The sequence below is a fragment of the Roseibium sp. RP-7 genome, from assembly GCF_053005225.1.
Genome location: NZ_JBRKQA010000001.1, coordinates 2,835,875 through 2,862,682, shown reverse-complemented (window position 1 = coordinate 2,862,682; position 26,808 = coordinate 2,835,875). Strand labels below are relative to the sequence as shown.

The window sequence follows — 26,808 nt, the reverse complement described above, 5'->3', positions numbered from 1 at the left end:
AGATGTGTCTGTGAATCAAGTATTGAAGAGACGGTCCGCAAAGGCGGTTCGGTTTTCGTCCTTGACTGGAAGCCATTTAAAACGGCGTTCTGCCGGAGTTTTATGAGCTGGAACGGACACCGTGAATTGAGGTGGGCGTCTTGACACTGAACGGCAGTACGTCGTTGCCATATACTCCCAAGGAGATGGGCCGTTCCAGCCTGTCCCGGACATTCATTCTCTATACGCTCGGTCTTTTCGCTGTTCTTGGCGTCATATTCATCGGCATTCTCACGAAGATCACGTGGGACGCCTCTCACGCACGCGCCATTCGTGTGACCGAGGCCTTCTTTCAGGCAACCAAACGCCCGTTTGAACGCGCCATCTGGACAGTCAATGCGGACGCGACCCTGCAGCTCATCCGCGGGTTGGAAAGTCTCGAAGTTGTCGAGAAAGTCTGGGTTGAAACACCGGACACAGGCAATTTCGGTGAACCTGTTACCGGGCCGCGCGCTGCCGAAGCTCTCAGTTATACACTCAATTCGCCCAGCACCATCTTGCACAAGGATGCAATCGGGCAGGTGTTCATTCTCATCGACCGCAACACGATTTCCTATGAAATCGTTTCGACTGTCGGGTTCATCGTCACCGCGATCATCGTCTATCTGCTGTTGCTCGCCATCGTGATCAGAACAGTCTTTCGCCGTCTGATCGGTCAGCCGCTTTCGGCAATCGTGGAATACCTTTCCACGCCGCGCCTGATCGAAGATCCACCCAAGGCCGAACTGATGCCTGGCCGTGCGGACGAAATCGGTATTCTCGCCGCCAGTCTCCAGTCCATGGTTCAGCGCCGGCATCTGGATTTGCAGAAAATTCAAGAGTACCAGACTAATCTCGAGGACTTGGTCGCCCACCGGACGGAGCAGCTTAAGTTGGTGCAGGAAGAGCTTATCCAGGCAGATAATCTGGCCGCGCTTGGCGCGCTGGTTGCCGGGGTTTCGCACGAGCTGAACACGCCTCTTGGAAACGCGTTGATGGCAGCCACGACCATCAAGGATTCAACCGGTTACTTGCGCACCGAACTTGAAGAGCAGAAACTGAGCAAGGAAGCCCTGGAAAACGAAGTCGAACGTATTTCCGATACCGCGCATATCATCGAGAAGACACTCGGCCGGGCCCGCGAGCTCGTCGGGAACTTTCGTCAGGTGGCTGTCGACAGGCAGAGCGAGAAGAAGCGGTCCTTCAATTTCGACCACATCATTCGTGAAACTCTTGCAACACTGCAGCCGACGCTCAAGAAAACGCCATTCAAGGTCGAGCTTGATCTCCATGCGGACGAAATCATCGACAGCTATCCTGGCGCGGTCAGTCAGCTCGTTTCGAATTTTGTCGAAAACGCTATCAAGCACGGATACGAAGGGCGAAGCGAAGGTCTGATCAAGCTGTCTTCCCAGGTGGTTCACCCGAAGGACAAGAACCGAAACAATTCGAACGAACGCAAGATTATCTTCAAATGCCAGGATTTCGGTGTAGGCATTCCGGAGAAGAATCTGAAAAAAGTATTCGAGCCGTTCTTCACGACGAAGTTCGGCAAAGGAGGATCCGGTTTAGGGATGGCGATTTGTTACCAGCTGGTCACCGAAGCCCTGAACGGAACCATCTCGGTGTCTTCCAGCGTCGGGTCGGGAACGGAATTCATTATCGAATTCCCCGCCATGGCCGCTCAGGATAACAGGAAGCCTCTCGGACAGAAGGTGCATTGAGATGGTGATGGACTTTCTTGCCCCGTCCGAGCCGGAAGTGAAGAAGATCACGAAGGCGCCCTGGAAAATCCTGATTGTCGATGACGATCCCGACGTACATGAAGTCACCAAGATCGCCGTTGGTGGATGCATCTTCGAAAATCGTCCGTTTGAACTTTTGCATGCTCTGTCGGCTCAGGAAGCCCGGCAGATCCTGTTGAAACACCCCGATATCGCGGTGGCGCTTGTCGATGTCGTGATGGAAAGCGATACGGCAGGTCTCGGGCTTGTGAGCTGGATCCGTTCCGAACTCGGCAATCATTTCACGAGGTTGATCCTGCGTACAGGTCAACCCGGGTATGCACCGCAGACCGACGTGATCATGAAATTCGACATCGATGGCTACACCGAAAAAGCCGAATTGTCGCGTACCAAGCTGATTACAGCCATCGTAACAGGTCTGCGCGGTTACAAGCTTGTCATGTCGCTTGAGACCAACCGCAAGAAGCTCAAGCAGTTAAACGAGCATTTTGCAGCTATTGTCGAAAAGAACGCCCTGAGTGAATTTGCTGCGGCAGTCCTGAAGCATTTCACGGTTCTTGTCGGACAACCTGTCGACAGCCTGTTGTGTGGTCTTGAGACGCTTCCCGACTACGGGTCCTTCGACAAGTCCAACGTCCGTGTGCTCGCGGCAACGGGAAATTTCGAGGACAAGATTGATCTGCCGGTTGACGTCATCAGTGACGATGCGATCCGCAATGCCGTGGCAAGATGCGTCGAGACACAGGCAACATGCGCGTCGCCCAAAGGACTTGCTCTTCCGCTTGTCACCCGTAACGGCATGACAGGCGCGCTTTATCTCGGTATTTCCGAGGAGTTGCTGGAGGAGCTCGTCGGGTCGGAAGTCGTGCAGTTGTTTGTTTCCAACGTCGCGCTTGGCTACGAGAAGACCAGCCTTTTGGAGCATATTCGCAACCTTGCTTATGTCGATCGCGTGACCGGGTTGTCGACATTCTCCGGTTTCATCGAAACCTTTCAGCGTCACGCCGCCAACGGTGCCAAGCTGCTGGTCGTTCATTCCGACATCCAAAGGTTCCGCGTCATTGTCGACGGGATCGGCGACGAAAAGGCGGGCGCGGTCTTGAAACGGACCGGCCACCGCCTGTCGCAGACCTTCCCCGATGCGCTCACCATTGCCAGGAAGGAAAAGGACGAATTTCTTATCCTTCTGAAGGGCGGTGAAGAAAATACGATTCAGGATGTGGTTGCGCGGATCGAAGATGCTTTCCAGCAACCGATAACGCTCGAAGACAACCAGATTACCCTTCGACTGCGGCTGGGGTTTGCATCCACCGGCACCGAGACGCAGGGCGCGGAAGAACTCGTGCGTTTTGCCTCCATCGCCCTTAACGATGTGCGTCAGAAAGGGGTGACCAACCACGCGGTTTTTCATCCGCTGATGCAGGAGGCAGCCTTTGAGCGCCTGCGGCTTGCTTCACTGCTTACCGGTAGTTCCAACCAGACGAAGTTTTCGCTGAATTATCAGCCGATCATGCACGCCCGGGACGAGAGCCTTGCGTCCTTCGAGGCCCTGATGCGGTTCCGTACCCCGAGCGGAACGTTCCTGAATACCGCTCGGATGATCGAAGCTGCCGAAGCCAGTGGTCTTATTACCGAAATCGGCGCATGGATGTTCAAGACGTCCTTTACCGAGTTCAGCAGCTTGACCGGAATTTCCGATGACGTTCGGTTGAATGTGAACCTGTCTCCCAGGCAGGTTCAGGCAAACCGGATCTACAAGGACATCGAAGATGCTGTGACAGCCGCCGAACTGCCGCTGGATCGCCTGGTATTCGAGGTGACCGAAGGGCTGTTCCTCAGCAACGATCAGGTGACTCTGGCCTTCCTGACGTGGCTGCGTGACAAGGGTGCGCGCGTCGTTATTGACGATTTCGGCACCGGGTATTCCTCGTTCAGTTATCTGCGCAAGCTGCCGGTTGACGGTATCAAGATCGACCGAAGCTTTATCATGAACATGGATCAGGATGCGGATGCGCTTGCTGTCGTGAAGTCCATCATCGCCGTTGCGCAGGCGCTGGATCTGAACGTTACAGCAGAAGGTGTCGAGACTGTTGCCCAGAGAAATATCATGCAGGAGCTGCATTGCGACTACCTGCAAGGATATTTCTACGCCAAGCCTCTGGCGACCAATGACCTGTCCGGTTTCATCCAGAAGGCCGTCGAACCAGGCGTTGCCTTCGGATAAAACAGTTTATCCGTCCGTTTATCAATTTCTGGCCGGAACTGTCAGGACAGAAGTGCCTTTTTGGCGCATACTGCGACAGCTAGGTCATACGTTGAATTGAAGACACCGGACAGCCTGTCAAGGATTGCGTTCTGCAATTCTGTTCACATAAGCGATTGAAAATTTGTACGAAACACGCTCTCATGCGGGAAAACGTGTTTGCGGCGGACGCGTCAATCGCGTTGAATGTCGACTGAACCTTTGTAAATATGCGCTAAAGCGCAACTTGGGGAGAAAACATATGGACATGAGCGGCTCCCACCGGATTCCGGCCAAACGGGAAACCGTATGGCAAGCCTTGAACGATCCGGATGTCTTGCGGGCCTGCATCCCGGGCTGCGAAAGCCTCGAGAAGACCTCGGACACTGAAATGACCGCCGCGGTCACATCGAAAATCGGGCCTGTCAAAGCCAAGTTCAAAGGGGAAGTGACCCTTGAGAACATCAATCCTCCGGAAAGCTACACGATCTCGGGAGAAGGCAAGGGCGGCGTCGCCGGGTTTGCCAAGGGGTCCGCGGATGTGAAGCTTACGGAGGAAGGTGACGAAACCATACTTTCCTACGAAGCCAAGGCGCAGGTCGGGGGCAAACTTGCCCAACTCGGCAGCCGGCTGATCGATTCTACCGCCAAGAAAATGGCGGAAGACTTTTTCACTAAGTTCTCCGAGATGGTCGGTTCACCGGCAGGGCAGGACGAAACTGCGACCGCAGCTGGTGCCGATGACGATCTGGATCCCGGTGTGGCCGAGGAAGCCAAGCGGATCGCGATCGAAGATAGCCCTGGCGAAGTCATGCACGTAATTGAGGATGCGGAGCATGCAGTCGAGGAAAAGATCCATCAGGCGGAACAAAATATTGAAGCCGCTGCGGGACGCAACGTGTTTGGCGGCCCCATGGTCTGGGGGCTCGTGTTGCTCGCCGCCGTGATTGTCGTGCTTGCACTTGCAAGTTGACCGGGTAGGACAAATCTTGAAATGATCGGGCTCTGACAATTTAGGACGCGCCAGGGCCCCAGCACAAAACACGGTGACAAGCCGGGAAATTGGGTCAGTGACACGCAATCGAATTCGATTGTTTATTCGTACGCTGGTCTGGATCGGACATCAGAGGTCTTGCCTGTCATTTCATGCAGGTGGGTCGGCTTGATCGGTCCGGTTCAGGGAATTTCATGAGGGAGAGGAATTCATGTCGAAAGTATCGATGGTATTGAACGGCAAGACGGTTTCGGCTGATGTCGAAGACCGGACGCTGCTCGTATCGTTTATCCGGGACGTGCGCGGATTGACTGGTACGCACGTTGGCTGCGACACCTCGCAATGCGGTGCCTGCGTTGTGCATGTCGACGGCAAGGCAGTAAAGTCTTGCACCATGCTCGCAGCCCAGGCCGACGGCGCAGAAGTTGTAACTCTTGAGGGGATCGGCACAGCCGACAACCTGCACCCCGTACAGGCAGCTTTCCGTGAACATCACGGGCTTCAGTGCGGCTTCTGTACCCCCGGCATGATCATGACCGCCGTGGACATGATCAAGCGTCATGGTGCTGGAAATCTCGACGAGGCAACCATTCGCCACGAGCTGGAAGGCAATATCTGCCGCTGCACCGGCTACCACAATATCGTCAAGGCGATCAAAGCCGCCTCCGATCAAATGGCCGGTATGGCTCAGGCCGCCGAATAACGGCGTTGGCCTGAACTCCCAAAATTGATGCGCGAACACGTTCGCGCAGCAGGACAGCAAGACCGATCAATCGAATGAGATGCCGGGAGGAACAGGCATCTTCGTATTGACCGCCAGGTCTTGAGAGACAGTTGCCTTGAAGGCAGCAGCCGGATTGTCCGGCGAGTGGAGGATGTCCGGTATTGGCGGAGCCGGCAGATATTCGGGAGAGAAGAAATGGCAGTTGAAGGGATTGGCGCCCGTGCCTTGCGCAAGGAAGACAAGCGCTTCATTACCGGCAAGGGCAAATACACCGACGATATGACCATGCCAGGCATGGGGTACGCTGCTTTCGTTCGCTCGCCGCACGCGCATGCAAAGGTCAAGGGCATTGACGCGAGTGCTGCTCTGGCAATGCCGGGTGTGGATGCGGTTCTCACCGGCGACCAACTGGTGGGTGATGGTATCGGCAACCTGATCTGTGGCTGGATGATCCATTCCAAGGATGGCTCGCCGATGAAGATGGGCGGTTGGCGCGCACTGGAACCTGAAATTGTCCGCCATGTCGGGCAGGCCGTTGCGGTGGTTGTAGCCGATACGCAGGCTCAGGCACGCGATGCCGCTGACGCGGTTGTGGTTGATTATGAGGAATTGCCTGCCGTTATCGATCCGCTTGCGGCACTCGAAGCAGGTGCCCCGCAGATTCACCCGGAAGCCGAAGGCAACCTGATCTACGATTGGGAAATTGGCGACGAGGCGGCCACAAACGCGGCCTTCGAAAAGGCTGCTCATGTCACGCGCATGGAGATCCACAACAACCGCCTCGTCCCGAACGCGATGGAGCCGCGCGCAGCTCTTGCAGGTTACGATGCGGCCGAGGAGCACTATACGCTTTACACCACTTCGCAGAATCCACATGTGGCTCGCCTGGTGTTGTCGGCCTTCTACAACGTTGCTCCTGAAAACAAGCTGCGTGTGATTGCGCCTGATGTCGGCGGTGGCTTTGGTTCCAAGATCTACATCTACCCGGAAGAAATGGTCTGCCTGTGGGCGTCCAAACGTGTCGGTCGTCCGGTCAAGTGGGTGTCTGACCGGACCGAAGCCTTCCTGACGGATGCACATGGCCGGGACCATCGCTCTGAAGCGGAACTCGCGCTTGACGCGGACAACAAGATCCTGGGCCTCAGGGTCAAGACGATTGCCAATCTCGGCGCCTACATGTCGTTGTTCTCGTCTTCCGTGCCGACGTATCTCTACGCTACGCTTCTTTCGGGTCAGTACGACATTCCGGCTATCCACGCCAACGTGAAGACGGTCTACACCAACACCACACCGGTGGATGCCTATCGGGGCGCAGGCCGGCCGGAGGCGACCTATCTTCTGGAGCGGATCATGGAAACGGCTGCCCGTGAAGTGGGCTTGTCGCCGGCAGAGTTCCGTCGCAAGAACTTCATCCGAACGTTCCCGCATCAGACACCGGTGATCATGTGCTACGACGCAGGTGATTATGATGCGACGCTGGATGCAGCTCTGAAGGCCGCGGACTACGACGGCTTTGCCGCCCGCAAGGCGGAAGCAGCTTCCCGCGGCAAGCTGCGCGGTATTGGTCTGTCCTGCTACATCGAGGCGTGCGGTATTGCACCGTCCGCTGCGGTCGGTTCACTTGGTGCCGGTGTCGGTCTTTGGGAATCTGCCGAAGTGCGTGTAAACCCTGTCGGATCGATCGAGGTTCTGACGGGATCGCACAGCCATGGTCAGGGACACGAGACAACCTTTGCCCAGCTGATCAGCGAACGTTTTGGCCTGGATACCAATGCGGTGTCCATTGTTCATGGCGATACCGACAAGGTTCAGTTCGGTATGGGAACCTACGGCTCGCGCTCCGGTGCGGTCGGAATGTCGGCAATCGTCAAGGCGCTCGACAAGGTCGAAGCCAAGGCGAAGAAGATTGCTGCTCACCTGATGGAAGCCTCCGAAGGAGACATCCAGATCGAAGGAGGCGAATTGAAAGTAGCCGGTACCGACAAGAAGCTGACCTTCACCGAGGTGGCTCTCGCTGCCTACACGGCGCACAACCTGCCTGAAGGCATGGAGCCGGGCCTGAAGGAAGGAGCCTTCTACGATCCGACCAACTTCACCTTCCCGGCAGGTACCTATGTCTGCGAAGTCGAGGTGGATCCGGATACGGGCAAGACGGAAGTGGTCAACTTCGTCGCGGCTGACGACTTCGGCAACATCATCAACCCGATGATCGTGGAAGGTCAGGTGCATGGCGGTATTACGCAGGGCATTGGCCAGGCACTTCTGGAAAATGCGTCCTACGACGAAAACGGCCAGCTGCTGACGGCGTCCTACATGGATTACTGCATGCCGCGTGCCGATGATGTGCCGTCCTACAATCTGTCGACGCATGTCACGGCCTGCCCAGGCAACCCGCTTGGCATGAAAGGTTGCGGCGAGGCCGGGGCTATCGGATCTCCGCCGGCAGTTATCAATGCGATCACGGATGCGATCGGGGACAACAGCCTGTCGATGCCAGCCTCTCCTGAAAAGGTCTGGGCGCTTTACCATGCAGGTGTGAAGCAGGCGGCCGAATAACGCCACAACGGGATTTTCGGGCGGGGCAACCCGCCCGCCATTGCACAGTTCGAAATCCGGGGAGACCCAGCATGTATGAAACGACGTATCACAAGGCCGGATCGGTAGCGGAAGCTGCTTCACTAATGGCCAATGCCGATGACGGCAAATTCCTTGGTGGTGGCCAGACTTTGCTGCCAACCATGAAACAGCGGCTTGCAGCCCCCAGCGATCTGGTGGATGTCACCAAGATTGCGGACATGAAGGGGATCAGCGCAAACGGTGATGGTGTGACCATCGGCGCAGCAACGAGCCATTTCGAAGTCTCGACTTCGGATCTGGTGAAGCAGAAGCTTCCTGGACTGGCGTCACTCGCCGGTGGCATTGGTGACCCGGCGGTTCGTCATATGGGCACCATTGGCGGCTCGATTGCCAACAATGATCCTGCAGCCGACTATCCTGCTGCGCTGGTTGCGCTCGGTGCTACCGTTGTCACCAGCAAGCGGGAACTGGCAGCGGAAGAGTTCTTCACCGGCATGTTTGAAACCGCGCTTGATGAAGATGAAATCGTCGTCGCCGTCAAGTTTCCGGGTGCTGCGGCCAGTGCCTATGCCAAATACCCGAACCCGGCATCGCGTTATGCCATGGCCGGTGTCTTCGTTGCCAAAGGCAACGATGGCTCCGTCAAGGTTGCGGTGACCGGAGCAGGGCAGGGCGGTGTCTTCCGCATGTCCGCCATGGAAACGGCGCTTGCAAGTAATTTCTCAGCCGACGCCGTCGCCGGCATAGCACCCGACGCAGACGATCTTCTGTCAGACATTCACGGGTCTGCTGCTTATCGTGCGAACCTGGTTACCGTTATGGCAAAGCGCGCCGTCCAGAAGGTGTAACCGACCTCGTGCTGATTTAAGAATAAGAACCCGGCCGAGACTCGGCCGGGTTTTGTTTTCCTGAGGGAGGAGTAGTCAGCTTCTCGATTGGGGCACAAGCGCAGACAGTCGCACTGCTAGCTGCCACGTCACGTCAGAGTACCAGTATGGGCACTTCTGCTCCGGCTTCCAGTGCAGGTGCATGAGGTGGACGGACAACAAGTGCGCCGGATTTGGCAAGCAGGTTCAACATGGAACTGTCTTGCCGGGAAAACGGCGTTACGATCAGATCTCCGTGTTCCGAATTGGAAAGCGTTGCCCTGACGTAGTCCTGCCTGCGGTCGTTCTCGGGCAAGGGAGAAGCGAGTATGGCTCGTTGAGGTCCGGACTGTTCCGGCGTCTGACCGAGCATTGCCTGCATGAGTGGCTTCAGAAACAGCAAGCCGCATATGAGGCTTGAGACGGGGTTTCCGGGCAGACCAAGAACCTTGGTGCCGCCAAGACGGCCTGCCATCAACGGCTTGCCCGGACGCATTGCAATTCGCCAGAACGCCAGGTCCATGCCTTCCTGTCCAAGGACACTTTGAACAAGATCGTGGTCGCCGACCGAGGCACCTCCGAGCGTGACCAATATGTCGGCCTTCTCGGTAATCGCACGCCTAACGTGGTTCGCAAGTGCCACCGGTTCGTCGGGTGATATTCCAAGATCGAGTGGCTGACCGCCACAATCTTCCACGAGTGCGGCGATACCTGCGTGGTTCGAGGCGATTATCTGATCAGGTCCCGGTTCCGTTCCTGGGCGAACGAGTTCATCCCCGGTTGCGAGTATCGCAACCTTCGGTCTGCGGTGCACCGGCAGGACCGCGTGGTTCATTGCAGCGGCAAGGGCGAGATGCCGGTACGCAAGTTTGAGCGGCGGTTGCAGAAGCACATCACCTTCGGAAAAGTCCAGGCCGGCAGGACGGACGAATGCGCCCTTGGCCGGGTTCTCCAGAACGGTTATGCGCTCGCCTTCACGCTCAGTGTTTTCCTGGATCAGGATCGTGTCCGTACCGGCCGGCACAGGAGCACCGGTAAAGATCCTCACCGTTTCACCGTTGCCGACCGTTCCGGAAAAACCATGGCCGGCCGGTGCTTCGCCGACAACGGTCAAGGATGTTCGGGAAGCGGAAAGATCTTCATGACGAATGGCGTAACCGTCCATCGCAGACGCTGCGAAAGGTGGTTGGGTTCGGGTGGAAACAAGGGGGGCGGACAGATATCTGCCGTTGGCGCTCTCGAGCGGAACATATTCCGTTTCAAGAGGTTTTACGCCGGAAAGGAGCTTCGTCAACGCTTCGTCGACAGGCATCAGGCTCATCAGGTGCCACCCAGGCTGCCGTCCTTGTCGAGTGTCCAATGGCCGGATTTGCCACCGGATTTTTCGACCAGACGGATATCTCCGATGACCATGCCCCGGTCTACGGCCTTAGCCATGTCGTAGATCGTCAGGCAGGCCAGCGAGCATGCGGTCAAGGCTTCCATCTCGACACCTGTCTGGCCGCTGACCTTGGTTGTCGCTGTCACTATGAGGCCGGGAAGATCATCATCGGTATCGATGTCGATGGACACCTTGGACAACATCAGTGGATGGCAGAGCGGTATCAGTTCGTGGGTCTTCTTGGCGGCCAGGATGCCGGCTATGCGTGCCGTGCCGATAACGTCGCCTTTCTTGGCGTTACCGGACCGAATGAGATCCAGGGTTTCAGTCCGCATGGTGACGGTCCCGCGCGCGACGGCAATCCGATGCGTTACGGACTTCTCGGATACGTCCACCATGTTGGCAGACCCTGCCGCATCCAGATGGGTCAGTTTGGCGTCCTTGTTGACCATGTCCGCCTAAACCGCTTCGGAGAGGGCCGGACGGGCCAGGAGCGTTCTGGTAGCCGAGGCGACGTCTTCCTGACGCATCAGGCTTTCGCCGATCAAGAACGTTGAAATACCAACCTTGTTCATTCGGGATAGGTCGGCTGGGGTGAACAGGCCGCTTTCGCCGACAATGATTCTGTCGTCCGGAATGCGCGGTGCAAGCTCTTCGCTTGTTTCCAGCTTGGTCTCGAATGTCTTGAGATTGCGGTTGTTGATACCGAGCAGACGAGACGACAGCTTGAGCGCACGCTCCAGCTCATCAGCGTCATGTACCTCAAGCAAGACATCCATTCCGAGTTCGAACGCGGTGTCTTCCAATGCTTTGGCGGTGTCGTCATCAACAGCGGCCAGAATGATCAGGATGCAATCGCCACCCCAGGCTCTGGCTTCATATACCTGGTAAGGATCGTAGAGGAAATCCTTGCGCAGCGCCGGAAGGGCAACAGCGTCACGTGCAGCAGCCAGAAATTCAGGCTTTCCCTGAAAAGAGGGCGTATCGGTCAGGACCGAAAGACAGGCTGCGCCGCCTACTTCGTAAGCCTTAGCCAGGAGAGGTGGATTGAAATCTTCCCGAATGAGCCCTTTCGAAGGGCTGGCCTTCTTGATTTCCGCAATGAGAGCGTACTCACCGTTATCGTGTTTGGCTTCGATCGCCTTGAGAAACCCGCGTGGAGCACTCACGTCTTTGATGCGCGCCTTGAGTTCGTCGATCGAAACGGATGCCTTTGCAGCGACGATTTCCTCGCGCTTATAGGCTTCGATTTTTTGAAGAATGTCTGCCATGTCTTACCCGTTCGATGCTGCGACAAGCTTTTCCAAGGTGTCGGCTGCGGATCCGCTGTCAATGGATTGCGCCGCCAACTCGACACCATCCTTCAAGGTTTCCACCTTGTCTGCAACCAGCAGGGAGGCAGCCGCATTGAACAGCACCACATCGCGATAGGCGTTCTTTGCTCCGGCGAGGACGTCACGCAGGGCTTTAGCGTTTTCCGAGGGAAGTCCGCCCTTGAGATCTTTCGGATCGGAAACGGCAAGGCCAACATCTTCGGGTGAAATTTCAAACGAACGGATTGTCCCGTTCTTGAGTTCGGCAATAGCGGTTGGACCGGTTGTGGTAATTTCGTCCATTCCGTCGGACCCGTGAACGACCCAGGCCTTTTCGGACCCTAGCTCGCGAAGAGCTTCCGCAAGCGGTTCGACCCATTTGCGGGCAAATACACCAACCATCTGGCGCTTCACGCCTGCGGGATTGGTCAATGGGCCAAGCAGATTGAAGATTGTGCGCGTGCCGAGTTCCATGCGTGTTGGACCCACGTGCTTCATCGCTGCATGGTGCAGCGGGGCGAACATGAAACCGATACCCGCCCTGTTGATGCAATCGGATATCTTCCTGGCATCTATATCGATGTTGACGCCAAGTTCGGCGAGCGCTTCTGCAGCGCCCGACTTGGAAGACAATGACCTGTTGCCGTGTTTGGCGACCGGTACGCCGCTGCCAGCGACGACCAGGGCCGTGCACGTGGAAATATTGTAGCTGCCGGAATTGTCGCCACCCGTTCCCACTATATCCATCGCGTTGGCCGGGGCCCTCACGGGGATCATCTTGGACCGCATGGTCGCGACCGCACCCGTGACTTCGGCAATGCTTTCGCCGCGCACACGCAAGGCCATCAGAAACCCGCCAAGCTGCGATGGTGTTGCAGATCCCGACAGGATCACCTCAAAGGCTTCGCGGGCTTCTTCAGGGCTCAAGGCGTGACCGTCTGACACCTTGGCGATGAAGTCCTTGAATGTGCTCATGTCGTCATTCCACTTTCAAACGGATCAATTCCGGTCCAGCCCGATCATCTGGGCGATACCGGCATTGTTTATCTCGACCCCTGCCTTGGTTTCCCGGTCGGAGATGAACTGGCCGAGCAGCGTGTCCTGAATCTGCTGGGAAAGCTGCTGACCCAGGGCCGCTACTTGCGGTGCGTCGCTCTGGAAGTCCGGTACGTTGGAACCGCTCACTTTAAGCACGATCCGACCGTTGCCATCGTTGGTTTCGGTGACCGCGCTTGTTCCAACGGGGCCGTCGAATACTGCCGAAACAGCTTCGCGGCCGAAATCCCCGGACGGCGTGTTGCGCTTCAGGTCAGCTGCGGATTTCACTTCCAGCCCGGTTTCTGCGGAAAGGGCAATGAACGGCGTGCCGCCTTCTGCCTTGGCCAAGAGGTCTGCCGCAGTGTCGCTCAAGCGTTTGCCGAGTTCATCCTGCTTCCAGGCCGCAATGACGTCTTCGCGAACTTCGTCGAGGGTGCGTTCGCGCGACGGAATAACCTTTGCGACGTCATACCAGAGGAACCCTTGCTCACCGAGCTGAAGGACATCGTTTTCGATGCCGATGTCACTGTCGAACGCACCTGCTACAAGTCCCTCTGCATCAGGCAAAGTTACGGGTTTACCGTCTTCACCGTTTCCGGATGCATCAAAAGCTGACGGAGTTTCTACAGTCAGGGAGAAACGCTCGCCGATTTCGTCCAGCGGAGCACCGCCGGCCCGGGCATCCTCGACTTCGTTAAGCAGATCCAGAATTTCCCGTTCCGCCTGTTCCTTTGCGAGGCTCTGGACGATCTCGTCCTTCACGTCTTCGAAGGGTTTGGTGCTTTCAGGAAGGATTTCTTCGACATTCAGAATGACAGTCGAGAACCTGCCTTCCACCGTACCGCTGGTCGCGCCTTCTTCCAGGCTGAAAGCGGCGTCGCCGATAGCTTCATCGAGAAAATCGGCCTTTGCCATGACGCCAAGGGCAACGTCGTTGTTGGCAAGGTTGCGTTCACTCATGAGTTCGTCAAAGGTCTTGCCGTTCGCGATTTCTTCGGCAGCTTCTTCCGCAGCCTGTTGAGACGGGAAGGACATCTGACGGATCTTGCGGCGTTCGGGCTGGAAGAAATCTTCCGACCGGCGCTCAAACTCAGCGCGGGCGTCTTCGTCGGAAATGTCATCCGGACGAGAGAGAGACGTCGGCGTGAGTGAGACGTATTTGATTTCACGGAACTCGGGTGCCCGGAAATTGTCCTTGTTTTCTTCGAAGTAGGTTGTCAGGACACCTTCGGCCGGATCCTCGATGTCTCCGATGAATTCCGGTGTAACGACCAGGTAATCAACGCTTCGCGTTTCGCCCTGATAGGCGTCAAGAACTTCCAGATAGGCAATCGGCGCTTTCATGCTGCCGGCGAGGCCTTCTGCAAGCTGCGCACGCTCTGCAACCTTGCGGCGTTCGACGACATATTCGTCTTCCCGGTATCCGTTGGCCTGCAGAACCTGCTGTAGCCGGTTCTTGTCATACCTGCCGCCCAGACCCTGAAATGCAGGGTCACTCTGGATAATGGTCGCCAGGCGTTCGTCCGAAACACCGAGTTTCATGTTTTGAGCAGTGTTGTTCATGGCGGCTTCGGCCACAAGCTTGCCCAGGGTTTGCTGCGGAACACCGAGGGTCGCACCTTCTGCCGGCGTCAGCGGCCGGCCGAACTGTTGAGCCAGCCGTCCGAGGTCCTGCCTGTAGGCCCGGTCAAAATCGAACAGGGAGACTTCCGTGTCACCGACCTTGGCGGCGGTGTTCTGGCCGACACCGGTCAAGAAACCGCTAATGCCCCACACGGCGAAGCTAAAGATCAACAGAGCAATAAACAGTTTGGCAACCCAGGTGCCAGCGCCCTTGCGCAGCGCGTCAAGCATGACGACTCCCGTATTCTTCTTCGTTCCGGCAGCCGGCGTGACCGGCTGAATTCAGGACCGGCCTTGGCCGGAGCGGGCGGATCATAAAGACGCCGCGCCGCCGCCGCAAGGCGGCCTTTTACAAACTTCGGAAGCGATTTGGGTTTTCCCGTCCTCAGGGTGATTGCAACGCGTGTGCGCTTCTGCTCTATAGGCGGCAAATCAAGGATCATGCCGCGGGAGAAACTGAACATGAGCGCAGCGATCAAGCCGCTGGTTGCCGGTAACTGGAAAATGAACGGTCTGAAGGCAAGCCAGGCTGAAGTCTACAAGATGATCGCCGGCATCAGTGACGATCTGGCGGATTCGGTCGATGCGATGATTTGTGCGCCTGCAACGCTGATCGCAGCAATTGCGGAAAAGGCTGGCAGCGGCGCGCTGTCTGTAGGTGGTCAGGATTGCCATACCGCTGTTTCTGGTGCTCACACCGGTGACATTTCTGCTGAAATGCTTGCAGATGCGGGCGCAAAGGCCGTCATCGTCGGTCATTCCGAACGCCGGACGGATCACGCTGAAAGCGATGTTGATGTCAATGAAAAGGCTCGGGCAGCCTGGAGAGCCGGTCTTGTGGCGATTGTGTGTGTCGGCGAGACAGAAGCCGAGCGCAAAGCAGGCCAGGCACTTGCTATTGTCGACCGCCAATTGAACGGATCGGTTCCGGATGGGGCGACTGCCGAAAACTGCGTGATTGCCTACGAGCCGGTCTGGGCGATCGGTACAGGTCTGACACCCACCGCAGGTGATGTTGAGGAAATGCACAAGGCAATGCGGGACAATCTTTCCGCAAGGTTCGGCGGGGAAGGAGCTTCCATGCGCCTTCTTTACGGCGGGTCAGTGAAACCGGGCAATGCGCGTGAACTGATGTCTGTTGCCAATGTCGATGGCGCCCTTGTTGGCGGCGCCAGTCTCAAGGCTGAAGATTTCCTCGGCATACTTGCTGCTTATTCCTGAAGACACCGAATATATTGTGCCCGGCCTTGAAGCTTCTGTGTCGAAGGCGCAATTGAAGGGTGGAAAGCTGGCGGCGTCTGGTGTAGAAGGCCGCCAATCTTGAATTCAATGAAGAATGGCGTTCGATGGAAACCGTAGTCATCGTAATCCACTTGATGGTCGTCCTGGCCCTGGTGCTTGTTGTCCTCCTGCAGCGTTCCGAAGGCGGCGCGCTTGGCATTGGCGGCGGAGGCGGTGGTCTGATGTCCAGTCGTGGGACTGCGAATATCCTGACGCGTGCAACTGCTGTCCTGGCGGTCGCTTTCTTCGCTACATCGCTGACGCTCAGCCTTATTGCAAAGAATCAGGACCGGCCCGGTTCGATTCTTGATGCTGTTCCGACAGCAACCCAGGAAGCGCCTGCCACGACGGACGGCACGACCGAAGGCGGTTCAGGCGGTGTTCTCGATTCGTTGAAACAGCTGAACCAACAGCAACCTTCCGGACCTCAGGTCCCGGCCGCCCAGTAAGGCGGCCGAACGGGTCTTCTGGCCCATTCACCCGACATATGCCCTGCGGCTTAACTCGCAGGGCATTTTTATGTGTTGAGAACGCAACTCCCGAGTGGCCAAGGCGCCCTCGGCAAGGATATGGTATTGGTCCATGGCGCGATATATTTTCATCACTGGCGGCGTGGTCTCCTCGCTTGGAAAAGGTCTTGCTTCTGCAGCACTGGGCGCATTGCTCCAGGCTCGCGGTTACAAGGTCCGTCTCCGCAAACTCGATCCCTACCTGAACGTCGATCCGGGCACCATGAGCCCGTATCAGCATGGCGAATGCTTTGTGACCGACGATGGTGCGGAAACAGACCTCGATCTCGGCCACTACGAACGGTTCACCGGTCGTCCTGCGAACCAGCAGGACAACATCACCACCGGGCGGATCTATCAGGACATCATCGCCAAGGAGCGGCGCGGCGATTATCTGGGCGGAACCGTCCAGGTCATTCCGCACGTGACTGATGCGATCAAGAACTTCGTTCTGACCGGCAACGAGGACTACGATTTTGTTCTCGTCGAGATCGGCGGAACTGTGGGCGATATTGAAGGCCTGCCGTTCTTCGAGGCGATCCGTCAGCTTGGGAACGATCTTCCGCGAGGCGACGTCGTCTATGTGCATCTGACCCTGATGCCCTACATCCCGAGCGCCGGTGAAATGAAGACCAAACCGACGCAGCACTCTGTAAAGGAACTGCGGTCCATCGGTATTCAGCCGGATATCCTGATGATCCGTTGTGATCGCCCGATTCCGGAAACGGAAAAACGGAAGCTGTCGCTATTCTGTAACGTGCGCGAGAGCGCGGTCATTCCGGCCTACGACGTCAAGTCGATCTACGACGTGCCGGTCGCCTACCACAAGGAAGGGCTGGACGACGAAGTTCTGGCTGCTTTCGGCATCAAGGGGGCACCTGCACCGGTGCTCGATCGCTGGAACGGCATTTCCGAGGCTGTTGCCAATCCGGAAGGCGAGGTCAAGATCGCGATTGTCGGCAAGTACACCGTTCTGAAGGATGCCTACAAGTCGCTGATCGAAGCATTGGTCCATGGCGGTATCGCAAACCGGGTCAAGGTGAACCTTGAATGGATCGAATCGGAGACCTTCGAGAAAGAGGACCCGAGCCCTTACCTCGAAGGTGTTCACGGAATTCTGGTTCCCGGTGGTTTTGGGGAAAGGGGCGCAGAGGGCAAGATTGCTGCGGCACACTTCGCCCGGACCCGCAAAATCCCGTATTTCGGAATTTGTTTCGGCATGCAGATGGCGGTTCTGGAAGCAGCGCGCAATCTCGCCGGGATCTCCGAAGCCAATTCCACCGAGTTTGGCCCGGCGAAGGAACCTGTTGTCGGCCTGATGACCGAGTGGACGAAGGGCAACCGCAAGGAAGTGCGCGACGCCGAAGGCGATCTGGGCGGTACGATGCGCCTTGGAGCGTATCCTGCTGCGCTCAAGACCGGTTCCAAGATTGCTGAAATTTATGGAACGACCAGCATTTCGGAGCGTCATCGCCACCGGTATGAAGTCAACATCGGCTACCGCGATGAACTCGAGAAATGCGGCCTGATTTTCGCCGGGACATCGCCAGACGGTGTTTTGCCGGAAACGGTCGAAATCGCGGATCATCCCTGGTTCGTCGGTGTTCAGTACCATCCGGAACTGAAGTCCCGTCCTTTCGATCCGCATCCGCTGTTTGCATCCTTCATAAGCGCAGCGATCCATCAGGGCCGTCTGGTCTGATCGACCAAGGCGGGAAGGGGACAAGATAATGGTGCGCGGGCTCGATCACGTCGTTGTAGCGGTGAGGGATCTGGAGGCCGCGGGCCAGGCGTGGGCCGACCTCGGTTTCACGGTTACCCCCGAAAATCGCCATTCCTGGGGAACGGCCAACCGTTTGGTTCAGCTCGACGGTTTTTTCGTCGAGTTGTTGAGCGTTGCCGATCGGGATCTCATTTTTGAGGCTTCTGAAGAGGTTTTCTCGTTCGGAGCTTTCAACCGAGATTTTCTGTCCCGGCACGAAGGGGCCAGCATGCTGGTGCTGGACAGTTCCGATCCTGCGAAGGACAGGGACGATTTCAGCAAGGCAGGACTGAAACTCTACGAGCCGTTTTCCTTCGAGCGCACAGCCAATCTGGCGGATGGCGGCAAGGTGCAAGTTGCCTTCGACCTGACATTTGTCAGTGATGCACTTGCACCGGAGATCGGCTATTTCACCTGCAGGAATCGATTTCCCGAAAATTTCTGGAAAGAAGCCTTTCAGGATCATGCCAACGGCGCGTCAACGATAAAGACAGTCTATCTCGTTGCCGGCGATCCCTCGGATCATCACGAGTTTCTGGGTGGGTTCACGGGCCAACGCGAAATGCGCGCCACCAGTCTGGGTCTGGAGCTCAAGACTGCCCGTGGAACAATATCCGTGCTAACGCCATCTGCGTATGCGTCACTGGTTGGCACTGATGCAGCTGCGCAAATTGCCGGTTCCCTGCCGCAGATTGTTGCTCTGGAAATCGGCTGCAAAGGCCTGGATGAGCGCAAGATAGTGCCGGCAGGCCAGCTCAACGGGCTCACACTGATCCTGTCGCCAGTTGTCTCGTAAATGAAATACATTCTTTTTGAGAAGGCTTAGCCGGGAGACGTGTTCCGCCCACGGCTCTCTGGCTGGATTTGCTGCACTTTATCGCATTCAGAAAATTTGCCGACGCACAAACCATTAGGTGTGTTTCGTGATTGCCGTGTCGGGCAATGTATACGTGACTTTGAAAACGTTAAGGAATTTTTCCCGCCAAGACCACACGGCAAGGGCACTATTCACTTGTTGAATCAACCAGTCCTTTTATAGTGAACCCCAAATTATGCGCCTTGACCTGATGGTCGGACTGCGGAGTTCCCGAATGACTTTTTTGCCTTTTGCCTCTTTCCCTCGCAATTTTGCACTCGTTGCTGCAACCTCGGCTCTGTTGGCCGCGTGCTCTGACGACTCGCAAAAGGCCGCTCCGGCAGCGCCGCCACCATCGGTGACCGTTGCGAAGATTGCGTCCCAGGATATTCGCCAAAGCGCACGTTTTGTCGGGCAGGTCGCTGCAATCGACCAGGTCGATCTCATGGCTCGCGTCAAAGGTTTCCTGGAAGAGAAAGCTGTGCCGGATGGCTCCGTCGTCAAGAAAAACGACCTGTTGTTCACGATTGAAAAAGCGCAGTATCAGGCCGCACTGACAAAGGCCAAGGCGGATCTTGCAAGCGCAAAGGCAGACGCTGCACTGAAGGCTGCTGACGAGAAGCGTGACAGGGACCTCCGAGATAAGGGGCATCTCTCCGAGGCTGCTTACGAAGCGACCTTGGCGCAAAAGCAACAGGCGGAAGCCTCTGTGGAGGCAGCGCAATCGTCTCTGCAGGAAGCGGAACTCAACCTCAGCTACACCGACATTTCGGCACCTTTCGACGGCCAGCTCGGCAAGACCACCTACAGCGTTGGCGAGGTCGTCGGACCCACGACGAATCCACTGGCCAGCTTGATCAGCCTTGCTCCTGTCTACGTCAATTTTTCCGTCAGCGAGGCGCAGTATCTCAACGCGGTCAAGACACACGGGATAAACCCTGCCGATATCCAGCCGGATGAGTCTCCAGACCTGAAACTGGTTCTGCCAAACGGGCAGGACTATAATGAAAAGGGCAAAATCGTCTTCATCGACAATCAGGTCGATACGGCGACAGGCACCATCTCCTTCCGCGGACAATTCGACAACAAGGACATCCGCCTGATTTCCGGAACCTATGTGACGGTGGTTCTCGAAGCGCCGAAAACGGAAACGGCGCTGGTTGTGCCGCAGGCTGCCATTCAAAGGGACCAGGAAGGTGCGTTTGCACTGGCGATCACGTCGGACAAGAAGGTCGAACAGCGCTACGTGACTCTGGGTCAGCAGGAAGGCACGGATTTCGTCGTCTCAAAAGGCCTGAAGGAAGGTGACGAGGTCATCATCGAAGGGTTGCAGAAAGTGCGCCCCGGCGTTGTCGTGAACCCGGTACTTGCTTCCAAGCCGGCGGAGAAAAGCTAAATGTTTTCACGCTTTTTTATCTACCGGCCGAAATTCGCGCTGGTCATTTCCATTGTTATCACTATTGCCGGTGTGCTTGGGTATCTGTCGCTTCCGGTTGAACAGTTTCCGAATATCACCCCGCCGGTCGTAAACGTTACGGCGACCTATACCGGCGCCAATGCCGAAGTGCTGGAAGAAACTGTTGCCGCCCCAATCGAAGGGCAGGTCAACGGCGTCGACGACATGATCTACATGCAGTCGACCAGTAACGACAGCGGCAACTATTCGCTCAACGTTACCTTCGCTGTCGGAACAGACCCGGACATTGCCACGGTCAACACGCAGAACCGGGTCAGTCAGGCCAACAGCCAGCTGCCAAGCGATGTGACCAACAACGGTGTGACAGTGCAAAAAGCCAGCACGAACATGTTGCTGGTCATTACACTGTTTTCGCCAAACGGCAGTTACGATCCGGTCTTCCTGTCAAACTATGCCTCGATCAACCTGAAGGATGCACTTGCCCGTGTGCCTGGGGTTGGTCTGGCAGACGTCATGACCGACTTTTCCTACGGCATGCGCATCTGGCTTGATCCGGACAGGTTGACCAGCCTGGGCATGACGCCGACGGATTTCATCACCGCCGTACGTGACCAGAACATTCAGGTGGCTGCCGGTCAGATCGGCGCACCTCCGGTTCCGGACGGACAGCAGTTCCAGTACACGATCAAGGCAAAGGGCCGTCTGGCCTCACCGGAAGAATTTGAGCAGATCGTTCTGCGGACCGGTGCAGACGGCGCAGTCGTAACGATTGGCGATGTTGCCCGGGTCGAACTCGGCGCGCAGGTTTACAACGCCTCCGGCGAATACAACGGCAAGCCTTCCACGGTTCTGGCAATCTATCAGGCACCAGGCGCGAACGCGCTTCAGGTATCGGAAAACGTGCTGGCTCGCCTGGATGAACTGGCCAAGAATTTTCCGCCGGACATGCAGTACGGCGTTCCCTTCAACACCACGGATTTCGTTCAGGCTTCTCTCAACGACGTCATCACCACACTTTTCCTGACTTTCCTTCTGGTGGTCTCGGTGGTGTTCATCTTCCTCGGGAACTGGCGAGCGACAATCATTCCAACTGTTGCCATTCCGGTGTCGTTGATCGGCACGTTTGCCGTGCTGCTGGCGCTTGGCATGACGCTCAACACGATTTCGCTGTTCGCGCTGGTGCTGGCCATTGGTATCGTTGTGGATGATGCCATCGTCGTCGTGGAAAACGTGGAACGCATCATTGCAGATGAAGGTTTGTCGCCGAAAGAAGCCACGACGAAAGCGATGGAACAGATCACCAGTCCGGTGATTGCCACGACGCTGGTGCTGCTGGCGGTGTTCGTTCCGACTATCTTCATGCCAGGCATTACCGGCCGTCTCTATTCGCAGTTCGCAGTCACTATCTCGGTCTCTGTGTTGATTTCCTCAATCAACGCGCTGACGCTGTCTCCGGCTCTCTGTGGCCTGATCCTGAAAGCCCGTTCTGGCCCGCCGCGCGGCATCATGGGGCTGTTCGACCGTGGCATCACCTCGGTACGCAACGGATATACCGGTATTATTCGCCGCCTTGTTCGCTTCGCCGTGATAGGGCTTGCCGTTGTTGCCGGGGCGGTCGCCTTGATCGTGACACTCGGCGGATCACTGCCTCAGGGCTTTCTGCCTTCGGAAGACCAGGGCTACCTGATGGTCGACGTTCAGCTTCCCGATGGAGCGTCGTTGCAACGGACGGAGAACGTCACCAAGCAGGTGGTTGACCTGACCTCCAAAACGCCGGGTGTGGAAGACGTCGTCATTGTCAACGGCTACTCAATCCTCAACGGCGCAACGTCCTCGAATGCGGCGCTGGTGATTGCGACCATGAAGAACTGGGAAGACCGTCAGGCTCCCGACCTTCGTATTGACGCGATCCTTGCAAAGTTCTGGGCGGAATTCTCGACTATTCCCGGTGCGAATATCATTGCCTTCAACCCCCCGCCGATTCCGGGCCTTGGCACGACCGGTGGTGTTCAGGTGATGCTGCAACAAACCGGTGGAGGTTCGCCGCAGGACTTGTCATCGGCACTTGGCTCGATGATTTATTCCGCCAACCAGAGTGCCGAAGTTGGGCGCGCCTACTCGACTTTCCGTGCCAATGTGCCTCAGGTCTTTATCGATCTTGATCGTGAAAAGGCCAAAACGCTCGGCATCAATGTGTCGGATGTGTTCACGACACTGCAGGCCTATCTGGGCTCGTACTATATCAACGACTTCAACATCTTCGGCCGGGTCTACAAGGTGATGATCCAGGCGGAAGGCAAGTTCCGCGATCGGGTGGAGGATATCGGTGCACTTTATGTGCGGTCGAGCGACGGCACCATGGTGCCCATGCGCAGCATTCTGACGACACAGAATGTCCTCGGTCCGCAGATTCTGACCCGCTACAACATGTTCCGTGCTGCTGCCGTGATGGCTGATCCGGCACCTGGAGCCTCAACAGGTGTGGTCATTAACGAAGTCAATGCCGCGGGGGCTGAAGCCCTTCCGGACGGATATTCTCTCGAGTGGACAGGTACAGCGCTGCAGCAGCTCGGATCGGGGCAGATCGTTCTTTTCATCCTGCTTTTGTCGATCTTGTTCACGTATCTCTTCCTTGTCGCTCAGTATGAGAGCTGGACGATGCCGATTGCGATCTTGATGTCGGTGTCGTTTGCAATCCTCGGGGCGCTTGTTGCGGTCTTTGCGACTGGGGGGGATGTCAACCTCTACACGCAGATCGGCATGATCATGCTTGTCGGGATGGGCGCCAAGAATGCCATCCTCATCGTGGAGTTTGCGATGGAGCAGAGGGCCGATGGCAAGTCGATCAAGGATGCAGCAGTAGAAGCGGCTCATCTTCGGTTCAGGGCGGTCATGATGACGGCCTTGTCGTTCTTGCTGGGTGTCGTGCCTTTGATGACCGCATCAAGTGCTGGTGCGGCCAGTCAGAAGGCCATTGGCTTCGCGGTGTTCGGTGGCATGCTGTTTGCGACCTGCATCGGCATTCTCATGATCCCGATTCTTTATGTGAACATGCAGACCATGCGTGAAACCGTCAAAAACTGGTTTGGCGGAAAAGGAAAAAACCAGACGGAACAGGAGCCTGTTGCGTCCTGACGTGAGAAAATTTTCAATACGCAAACGGTTTTGCGTTGTTTGAATCTTACTTAAGGTTAGTTTGGCCGGGCGATCCAGATGGGTTGTCCGGCTTTGCTTTTAGGTCAAATGCCAGCAAGTTCTCAGGTCTCGGGATCGCGAACTTGGATAGTGAAAATACAGATCTCGTCCACCGTGCGACGCGCAAGCGGTGGATACTACAAGCTTAAAATTTTTAAGGCTAAGCTTTTGGAAATATTGGTGAGCCGACAGGGGTTCGAACCCTGGACCTACTGATTAAAAGTCAGTTGCTCTACCAGCTGAGCTATCGGCTCTCACCAATTTCCGAAGCGGTTCAGCGCGTTTTTGCAGCGCCACCGCGTTGGTGGCGTGTGTTTAGGCCGACCTTGAGGACAATGCAAGAGGCAAAATCGATTTTTTCAACAGGGTAGCAAAAAACAGCGTTGTTCAGTGGTCACTGTTGAAAACACACAACCAAATTCGGGAAATGGTGAATTCTCGCACATGTTATTAGCAACAACGGTCCTTCGATTGATGGTATTATCAAGTACAGTAGATTTTACTCTTTTTAACTCTAGTTGCTAATTTTCGCTTCTAAGAAAATAACGATCATTCTCCTGCGAAAACTGTCAGGTAGCGCAATAAAGCTATGTGAGGTAACGTTATCAGGCACATGAGAGGTTACATGCACACAACGACAATCGACACCCACACGAGCTCCGTCGAGTTCGATTTCGTGAAAGGGCACATCGCGGCGACGATGACGCTGATTCACGGATTGATCGACCAGGGCTTGATCGACCGGGAACGGCTCGACCTGTTTTTCGCGTCGTTTATCGGAGACCTACCGCATAGCCGGGAAACGCTCGGCTTGCGTCTCATCCTTGACCAGTGGCGGCAGGGCCTTCGCGACGGTGATGCTGAAGAAGAGCTAAAGGGGAAGCTCTTTGAGGTAATCCGGGGAGGGCGAAACAACTGACGCTGTCTGGAGTATGGCCGGTCCAAGGGGTTGGGGACCGTGGCATATTCTCGTCCGTAGCATTTGTTCAATCGAAATTTGTTCTGATCAGAAATTTTTTCAAACTGTTTGCGCTATCGGTCCGGTCATGGGCTCGGTAACTTGTGATTGAACCTATCGTCCCGAACTGGTGTTGACGCGTCGCCTTTGCTATCCCTTCGACATTGCGTAATCTTGCGGGTGCCTCGGCAGCCAGATGTGCAGGAGTCGCACTGCAGCGCCCGATTCTGGGTTGTTGCAGACGGTGTGTAGCCGAGTTGTTGAAGAATACCGCCATATTTGTCGGCGGCAGAAGGGCGGAACATTTGGCAAAGTCTCTGGTGACCCTCGTAGCGACGCAGTGCTTTACGCGCCAGTTGTCCGGTTCCAATACCGCATGCAGCCGTCTTACCGCACTTCTGGGCGCGGGATTGTTGGTTATGAGCGGTGCAATCGCTGGCGTGCGTGCGGATGAACAGCATTTCATCACGATTGGCACCGGCGGCGTTACCGGCGTCTACTATCCGTCCGGCGGGGCGACTTGCAAGATCGTCAACATGACACGCGCCGACCACGGCGTTCGTTGCTCAGTCGAAACCACGCTGGGGTCAATTGCCAATATCGATAAGATTCGTTCCGGTGAAATCGATTTTGGTTATGTGCAGTCCGACTGGCAGCATCACGCTTTTCTCGGGACCTCTGCCTTTGAGGAGGTCGGGCCATTTGACGAGCTACGCTCCATCTTTTCACTTCATGCCGAAGTCGCAACGATCGTCGTTCGAGACGAATCTTCTTATCGGGTCTTCGATGATTTGAAAGAGGCAAAGATAAATATCGGCAGCAAGGGATCGGGGTCCGCTGCTTCCTGGAACGCACTGATCAGCGGCCTTGGCTGGACGCAGAGTGATCAGGAAGATCTTGAAGAGCTCAAGACATCGGAGCTGTCTGAAGCGCTTTGTTCAGGCAGAATTGATGCCTATTTCGAATTGATAGGTCATCCGGCTGCGTTGATCGAGGAAACTCAGGCTCGTTGCGATATTCGTCTGATTGGTATCGATGGCAAGGCGGTTGACGAACTTTTGACAGAAGTTCCCTATTACATGCCAGCCGACATCCCTGCGGGCCTTTATGGTCTTTCGCAGCCAGTGGATTCCTTCGGCGTTGTCGCGACCTTCGTAACGTCTGCGCGCATGCCGGAACCGATCGTGACAACACTCGTAGAAGCGGTTTTCGAAAATTTCGACAGCTTCAAGCGTCTGCATCCCGCACTTGGCCGCCTGACCGAAAATGACCTGGTTGCCTACGGCATGCCGGCGCCGCTACATCCTGGCGCATTGACCTATTTTCAGGAAAAAGGCCTAGTGCCCGCAACCGCACCGGCTAAGGCAAACTGACCGGTGTTCACAGCTCTCCAAATGGTGAGCACCTTGTGTCTTTGGTCAAAGCGGGGAAGCGGCTAATAAGGTCGCTCCGAGCCTCGCCGGATTGCCGGTGGGCTGCCTGAACAACCGGAATGTCGAATGATCCAGGAAGTCACCATCATAGGCGCCGCACTTGCCGGTGTCCTATCTTTTGTCTCGCCTTGCGTTCTGCCGTTGGTGCCACCTTATCTGGGGTTCCTTGCGGGCGTTTCGCTGGAGCAACTATCAGGTGAAGCAGAAGACAGCTCGGCTGCATCGCGTCGGGTGTTTCTGAGTGCCCTGTTCTTTGTGCTTGGTTTTTCAACCGTGTTCGTTTTGCTGGGGGCGACTGCCAGTTTTCTTGGCCAGTTCATTCGCGCCTATCTCGATTACCTGAGCTACATCGCCGGCGCCGCGATCATCGTTATGGGCCTGCATTTCCTTGGCGTGTTCCGCATAGGCCTGCTTTACAAGGAAGCGCGTGTTCACGTGGAGAAAAAGCCTGCGGGTCCGCTTGGCGCCTATGTCATCGGCCTTGCCTTCGGCTTTGGCTGGACACCTTGTGTCGGCCCAATACTGGCTGCCATTCTGTTTGTCGCTGGCGGAAAAGAAACGGTGGGGCAGGGAGCCTTGCTCTTGAGCGCCTATGCACTCGGCCTCGGTATCCCGTTCCTGATTGCAGCGCTTTTCGCTTCGCCGTTTCTCAAGTTCATGCGGCGGTTCCGCAAGCACATGGGTGTCGTCGAAAAGACCATGGGCGGCGTTCTCGTATTGACCGGGGTCATGTTCCTGACCGGGCAGATGGCGGTCTTGTCCTATTGGCTCCTGGAAACGTTCCCCGCGCTGCAGACCATCGGGTAAACGCAGCGCCAAGGTTCTTCGCCTTGGCGCATTGCATCGACCGACTGAAATCTAACGAGATTAGGTTGC

20 protein-coding genes and 1 tRNA gene are annotated in these 26,808 nt (G+C 56.3%); 15 read left to right on the top strand and 6 right to left on the bottom strand.

The window, feature by feature from the left end; all coding sequences use genetic code 11:
• Window positions 1-140 precede the first annotated feature (140 nt).
• From ACVDG9_RS12845 to ACVDG9_RS12820, 6 genes are all read left to right on the top strand, one after another.
• Window positions 141-1,742 carry a sensor histidine kinase gene (locus ACVDG9_RS12845; RefSeq protein WP_447238146.1) on the top strand — a complete coding sequence of 534 codons (1,602 nt, stop codon included), beginning with the start codon at window positions 141-143 and terminating at the stop codon, window positions 1,740-1,742.
• A 7-nt stretch (window positions 1,743-1,749) separates the two neighbouring features.
• Window positions 1,750-3,987, top strand: coding sequence for a bifunctional diguanylate cyclase/phosphodiesterase (locus ACVDG9_RS12840; RefSeq protein ID WP_447238145.1), 2,238 nt, complete (start codon window positions 1,750-1,752; stop codon window positions 3,985-3,987).
• Between the two features lie 280 nt (window positions 3,988-4,267).
• A complete protein-coding gene (locus tag ACVDG9_RS12835) occupies window positions 4,268-4,978 on the top strand; it encodes an SRPBCC family protein (protein WP_447238144.1) in 711 nt (236 codons plus the stop codon).
• A gap of 232 nt (window positions 4,979-5,210) precedes the next feature.
• A complete protein-coding gene (locus tag ACVDG9_RS12830) occupies window positions 5,211-5,702 on the top strand; it encodes a (2Fe-2S)-binding protein (RefSeq protein ID WP_055654420.1) in 492 nt (163 codons plus the stop codon).
• Window positions 5,703-5,918: 216 nt separating this feature from the next.
• The gene (locus tag ACVDG9_RS12825) at window positions 5,919-8,279 is read left to right on the top strand and encodes a xanthine dehydrogenase family protein molybdopterin-binding subunit (RefSeq protein ID WP_152506492.1); all 2,361 of its coding nucleotides are present in this window, start codon (window positions 5,919-5,921) and stop codon (window positions 8,277-8,279) included.
• A 71-nt stretch (window positions 8,280-8,350) separates the two neighbouring features.
• Complete coding sequence (locus tag ACVDG9_RS12820; protein WP_447238143.1) at window positions 8,351-9,148, top strand: FAD binding domain-containing protein; 798 nt, start codon at window positions 8,351-8,353, stop codon at window positions 9,146-9,148.
• Window positions 9,149-9,281: 133 nt separating this feature from the next.
• On the opposite strand, the gene ACVDG9_RS12815 is transcribed toward ACVDG9_RS12820, so the two are convergent.
• From ACVDG9_RS12815 to ACVDG9_RS12795, 5 genes are read right to left on the bottom strand one after another with little or no spacing between them, the layout of a single operon-like run.
• On the bottom strand, window positions 9,282-10,487 hold the full coding sequence (locus ACVDG9_RS12815; RefSeq protein WP_447238142.1) for a molybdopterin molybdotransferase MoeA: 1,206 nt from the start codon (window positions 10,485-10,487) through the stop codon (window positions 9,282-9,284).
• Entirely contained in the window at window positions 10,487-10,999 is a 513-nt protein-coding gene (moaC, locus tag ACVDG9_RS12810; protein WP_447238141.1) for a cyclic pyranopterin monophosphate synthase MoaC, read from the bottom strand. The genes ACVDG9_RS12815 and moaC overlap by 1 nt, the downstream gene beginning before the upstream one ends.
• Before the next feature lie 6 nt (window positions 11,000-11,005).
• Window positions 11,006-11,818 (bottom strand): indole-3-glycerol phosphate synthase TrpC, encoded by an 813-nt coding sequence (gene trpC / locus ACVDG9_RS12805; protein ID WP_022998545.1) that lies wholly within the window; start codon window positions 11,816-11,818, stop codon window positions 11,006-11,008.
• Between the two features lie 3 nt (window positions 11,819-11,821).
• Entirely contained in the window at window positions 11,822-12,835 is a 1,014-nt protein-coding gene (gene trpD / locus ACVDG9_RS12800; protein WP_022998546.1) for an anthranilate phosphoribosyltransferase, read from the bottom strand.
• Between the two features lie 24 nt (window positions 12,836-12,859).
• Entirely contained in the window at window positions 12,860-14,752 is a 1,893-nt protein-coding gene (locus tag ACVDG9_RS12795; protein ID WP_447238140.1) for a peptidylprolyl isomerase, read from the bottom strand.
• A gap of 231 nt (window positions 14,753-14,983) precedes the next feature.
• Here ACVDG9_RS12795 and tpiA point away from each other — a divergent pair, with 231 nt between their 5' ends.
• The 6 genes from tpiA (at window position 14,984) to ACVDG9_RS12765 (ending at window position 23,481) form a co-directional block, all read left to right on the top strand.
• Window positions 14,984-15,742 carry a triose-phosphate isomerase gene (gene tpiA, locus ACVDG9_RS12790; protein ID WP_055656557.1) on the top strand — a complete coding sequence of 253 codons (759 nt, stop codon included), beginning with the start codon at window positions 14,984-14,986 and terminating at the stop codon, window positions 15,740-15,742.
• Between the two features lie 125 nt (window positions 15,743-15,867).
• The gene (gene secG, locus ACVDG9_RS12785) at window positions 15,868-16,251 is read left to right on the top strand and encodes a preprotein translocase subunit SecG (protein WP_022998549.1); all 384 of its coding nucleotides are present in this window, start codon (window positions 15,868-15,870) and stop codon (window positions 16,249-16,251) included.
• 133 nt (window positions 16,252-16,384) lie between these two features.
• Complete coding sequence (gene pyrG / locus ACVDG9_RS12780; protein WP_447238139.1) at window positions 16,385-18,013, top strand: CTP synthase; 1,629 nt, start codon at window positions 16,385-16,387, stop codon at window positions 18,011-18,013.
• 28 nt (window positions 18,014-18,041) lie between these two features.
• Window positions 18,042-18,869, top strand: coding sequence for a VOC family protein (locus ACVDG9_RS12775; protein ID WP_447238138.1), 828 nt, complete (start codon window positions 18,042-18,044; stop codon window positions 18,867-18,869).
• A gap of 295 nt (window positions 18,870-19,164) precedes the next feature.
• A complete protein-coding gene (locus tag ACVDG9_RS12770; RefSeq protein ID WP_447238137.1) occupies window positions 19,165-20,325 on the top strand; it encodes an efflux RND transporter periplasmic adaptor subunit in 1,161 nt (386 codons plus the stop codon).
• Window positions 20,326-23,481, top strand: a complete 3,156-nt coding sequence (locus ACVDG9_RS12765) for an efflux RND transporter permease subunit (RefSeq protein ID WP_447238136.1) — start codon at window positions 20,326-20,328, stop codon at window positions 23,479-23,481.
• Window positions 23,482-23,719: 238 nt separating this feature from the next.
• Here ACVDG9_RS12765 and ACVDG9_RS12760 read toward each other — a convergent pair.
• Window positions 23,720-23,795 (bottom strand) — tRNA-Lys (locus tag ACVDG9_RS12760).
• A 371-nt stretch (window positions 23,796-24,166) separates the two neighbouring features.
• On the opposite strand from ACVDG9_RS12760, the gene ACVDG9_RS12755 reads away from it, so the two are divergent.
• The 3 genes from ACVDG9_RS12755 to ACVDG9_RS12745 all read left to right on the top strand — a co-directional run bounded on the left by ACVDG9_RS12755 (window position 24,167) and on the right by ACVDG9_RS12745 (window position 26,739).
• Window positions 24,167-24,460 (top strand): hypothetical protein, encoded by a 294-nt coding sequence (locus tag ACVDG9_RS12755; RefSeq protein ID WP_031268452.1) that lies wholly within the window; start codon window positions 24,167-24,169, stop codon window positions 24,458-24,460.
• Between the two features lie 359 nt (window positions 24,461-24,819).
• Entirely contained in the window at window positions 24,820-25,872 is a 1,053-nt protein-coding gene (locus tag ACVDG9_RS12750; RefSeq protein WP_447238312.1) for a TAXI family TRAP transporter solute-binding subunit, read from the top strand.
• Window positions 25,873-25,998: 126 nt separating this feature from the next.
• Window positions 25,999-26,739, top strand: a complete 741-nt coding sequence (locus ACVDG9_RS12745) for a cytochrome c biogenesis CcdA family protein (RefSeq protein ID WP_447238135.1) — start codon at window positions 25,999-26,001, stop codon at window positions 26,737-26,739.
• Window positions 26,740-26,808 lie beyond the last annotated feature (69 nt).

Excerpts from the sequence above, each read along its gene's own strand:
- ACVDG9_RS12840 (WP_447238145.1), top strand. The coding sequence starts at position 1,750 with ATGGACTTTCTTGCCCCGTCCGAGCCGGAAGTGAAGAAGATCACGAAG.
- ACVDG9_RS12835 (WP_447238144.1), top strand. The coding sequence starts at position 4,268 with ATGGACATGAGCGGCTCCCACCGGATTCCGGCCAAACGGGAAACCGTA.
- ACVDG9_RS12830 (WP_055654420.1), top strand. The coding sequence starts at position 5,211 with ATGTCGAAAGTATCGATGGTATTGAACGGCAAGACGGTTTCGGCTGAT.
- ACVDG9_RS12825 (WP_152506492.1), top strand. The coding sequence starts at position 5,919 with ATGGCAGTTGAAGGGATTGGCGCCCGTGCCTTGCGCAAGGAAGACAAG.
- ACVDG9_RS12820 (WP_447238143.1), top strand. The coding sequence starts at position 8,351 with ATGTATGAAACGACGTATCACAAGGCCGGATCGGTAGCGGAAGCTGCT.
- ACVDG9_RS12815 (WP_447238142.1), bottom strand. The coding sequence starts at position 10,487 with ATGAGCCTGATGCCTGTCGACGAAGCGTTGACGAAGCTCCTTTCCGGC.
- moaC (WP_447238141.1), bottom strand. The coding sequence starts at position 10,999 with ATGGTCAACAAGGACGCCAAACTGACCCATCTGGATGCGGCAGGGTCT.
- trpC (WP_022998545.1), bottom strand. The coding sequence starts at position 11,818 with ATGGCAGACATTCTTCAAAAAATCGAAGCCTATAAGCGCGAGGAAATC.
- trpD (WP_022998546.1), bottom strand. The coding sequence starts at position 12,835 with ATGAGCACATTCAAGGACTTCATCGCCAAGGTGTCAGACGGTCACGCC.
- ACVDG9_RS12795 (WP_447238140.1), bottom strand. The coding sequence starts at position 14,752 with ATGCTTGACGCGCTGCGCAAGGGCGCTGGCACCTGGGTTGCCAAACTG.
- tpiA (WP_055656557.1), top strand. The coding sequence starts at position 14,984 with ATGAGCGCAGCGATCAAGCCGCTGGTTGCCGGTAACTGGAAAATGAAC.
- secG (WP_022998549.1), top strand. The coding sequence starts at position 15,868 with ATGGAAACCGTAGTCATCGTAATCCACTTGATGGTCGTCCTGGCCCTG.
- pyrG (WP_447238139.1), top strand. The coding sequence starts at position 16,385 with ATGGCGCGATATATTTTCATCACTGGCGGCGTGGTCTCCTCGCTTGGA.
- ACVDG9_RS12775 (WP_447238138.1), top strand. The coding sequence starts at position 18,042 with ATGGTGCGCGGGCTCGATCACGTCGTTGTAGCGGTGAGGGATCTGGAG.
- ACVDG9_RS12770 (WP_447238137.1), top strand. The coding sequence starts at position 19,165 with ATGACTTTTTTGCCTTTTGCCTCTTTCCCTCGCAATTTTGCACTCGTT.
- ACVDG9_RS12765 (WP_447238136.1), top strand. The coding sequence starts at position 20,326 with ATGTTTTCACGCTTTTTTATCTACCGGCCGAAATTCGCGCTGGTCATT.
- ACVDG9_RS12755 (WP_031268452.1), top strand. The coding sequence starts at position 24,167 with ATGCACACAACGACAATCGACACCCACACGAGCTCCGTCGAGTTCGAT.
- ACVDG9_RS12745 (WP_447238135.1), top strand. The coding sequence starts at position 25,999 with ATGATCCAGGAAGTCACCATCATAGGCGCCGCACTTGCCGGTGTCCTA.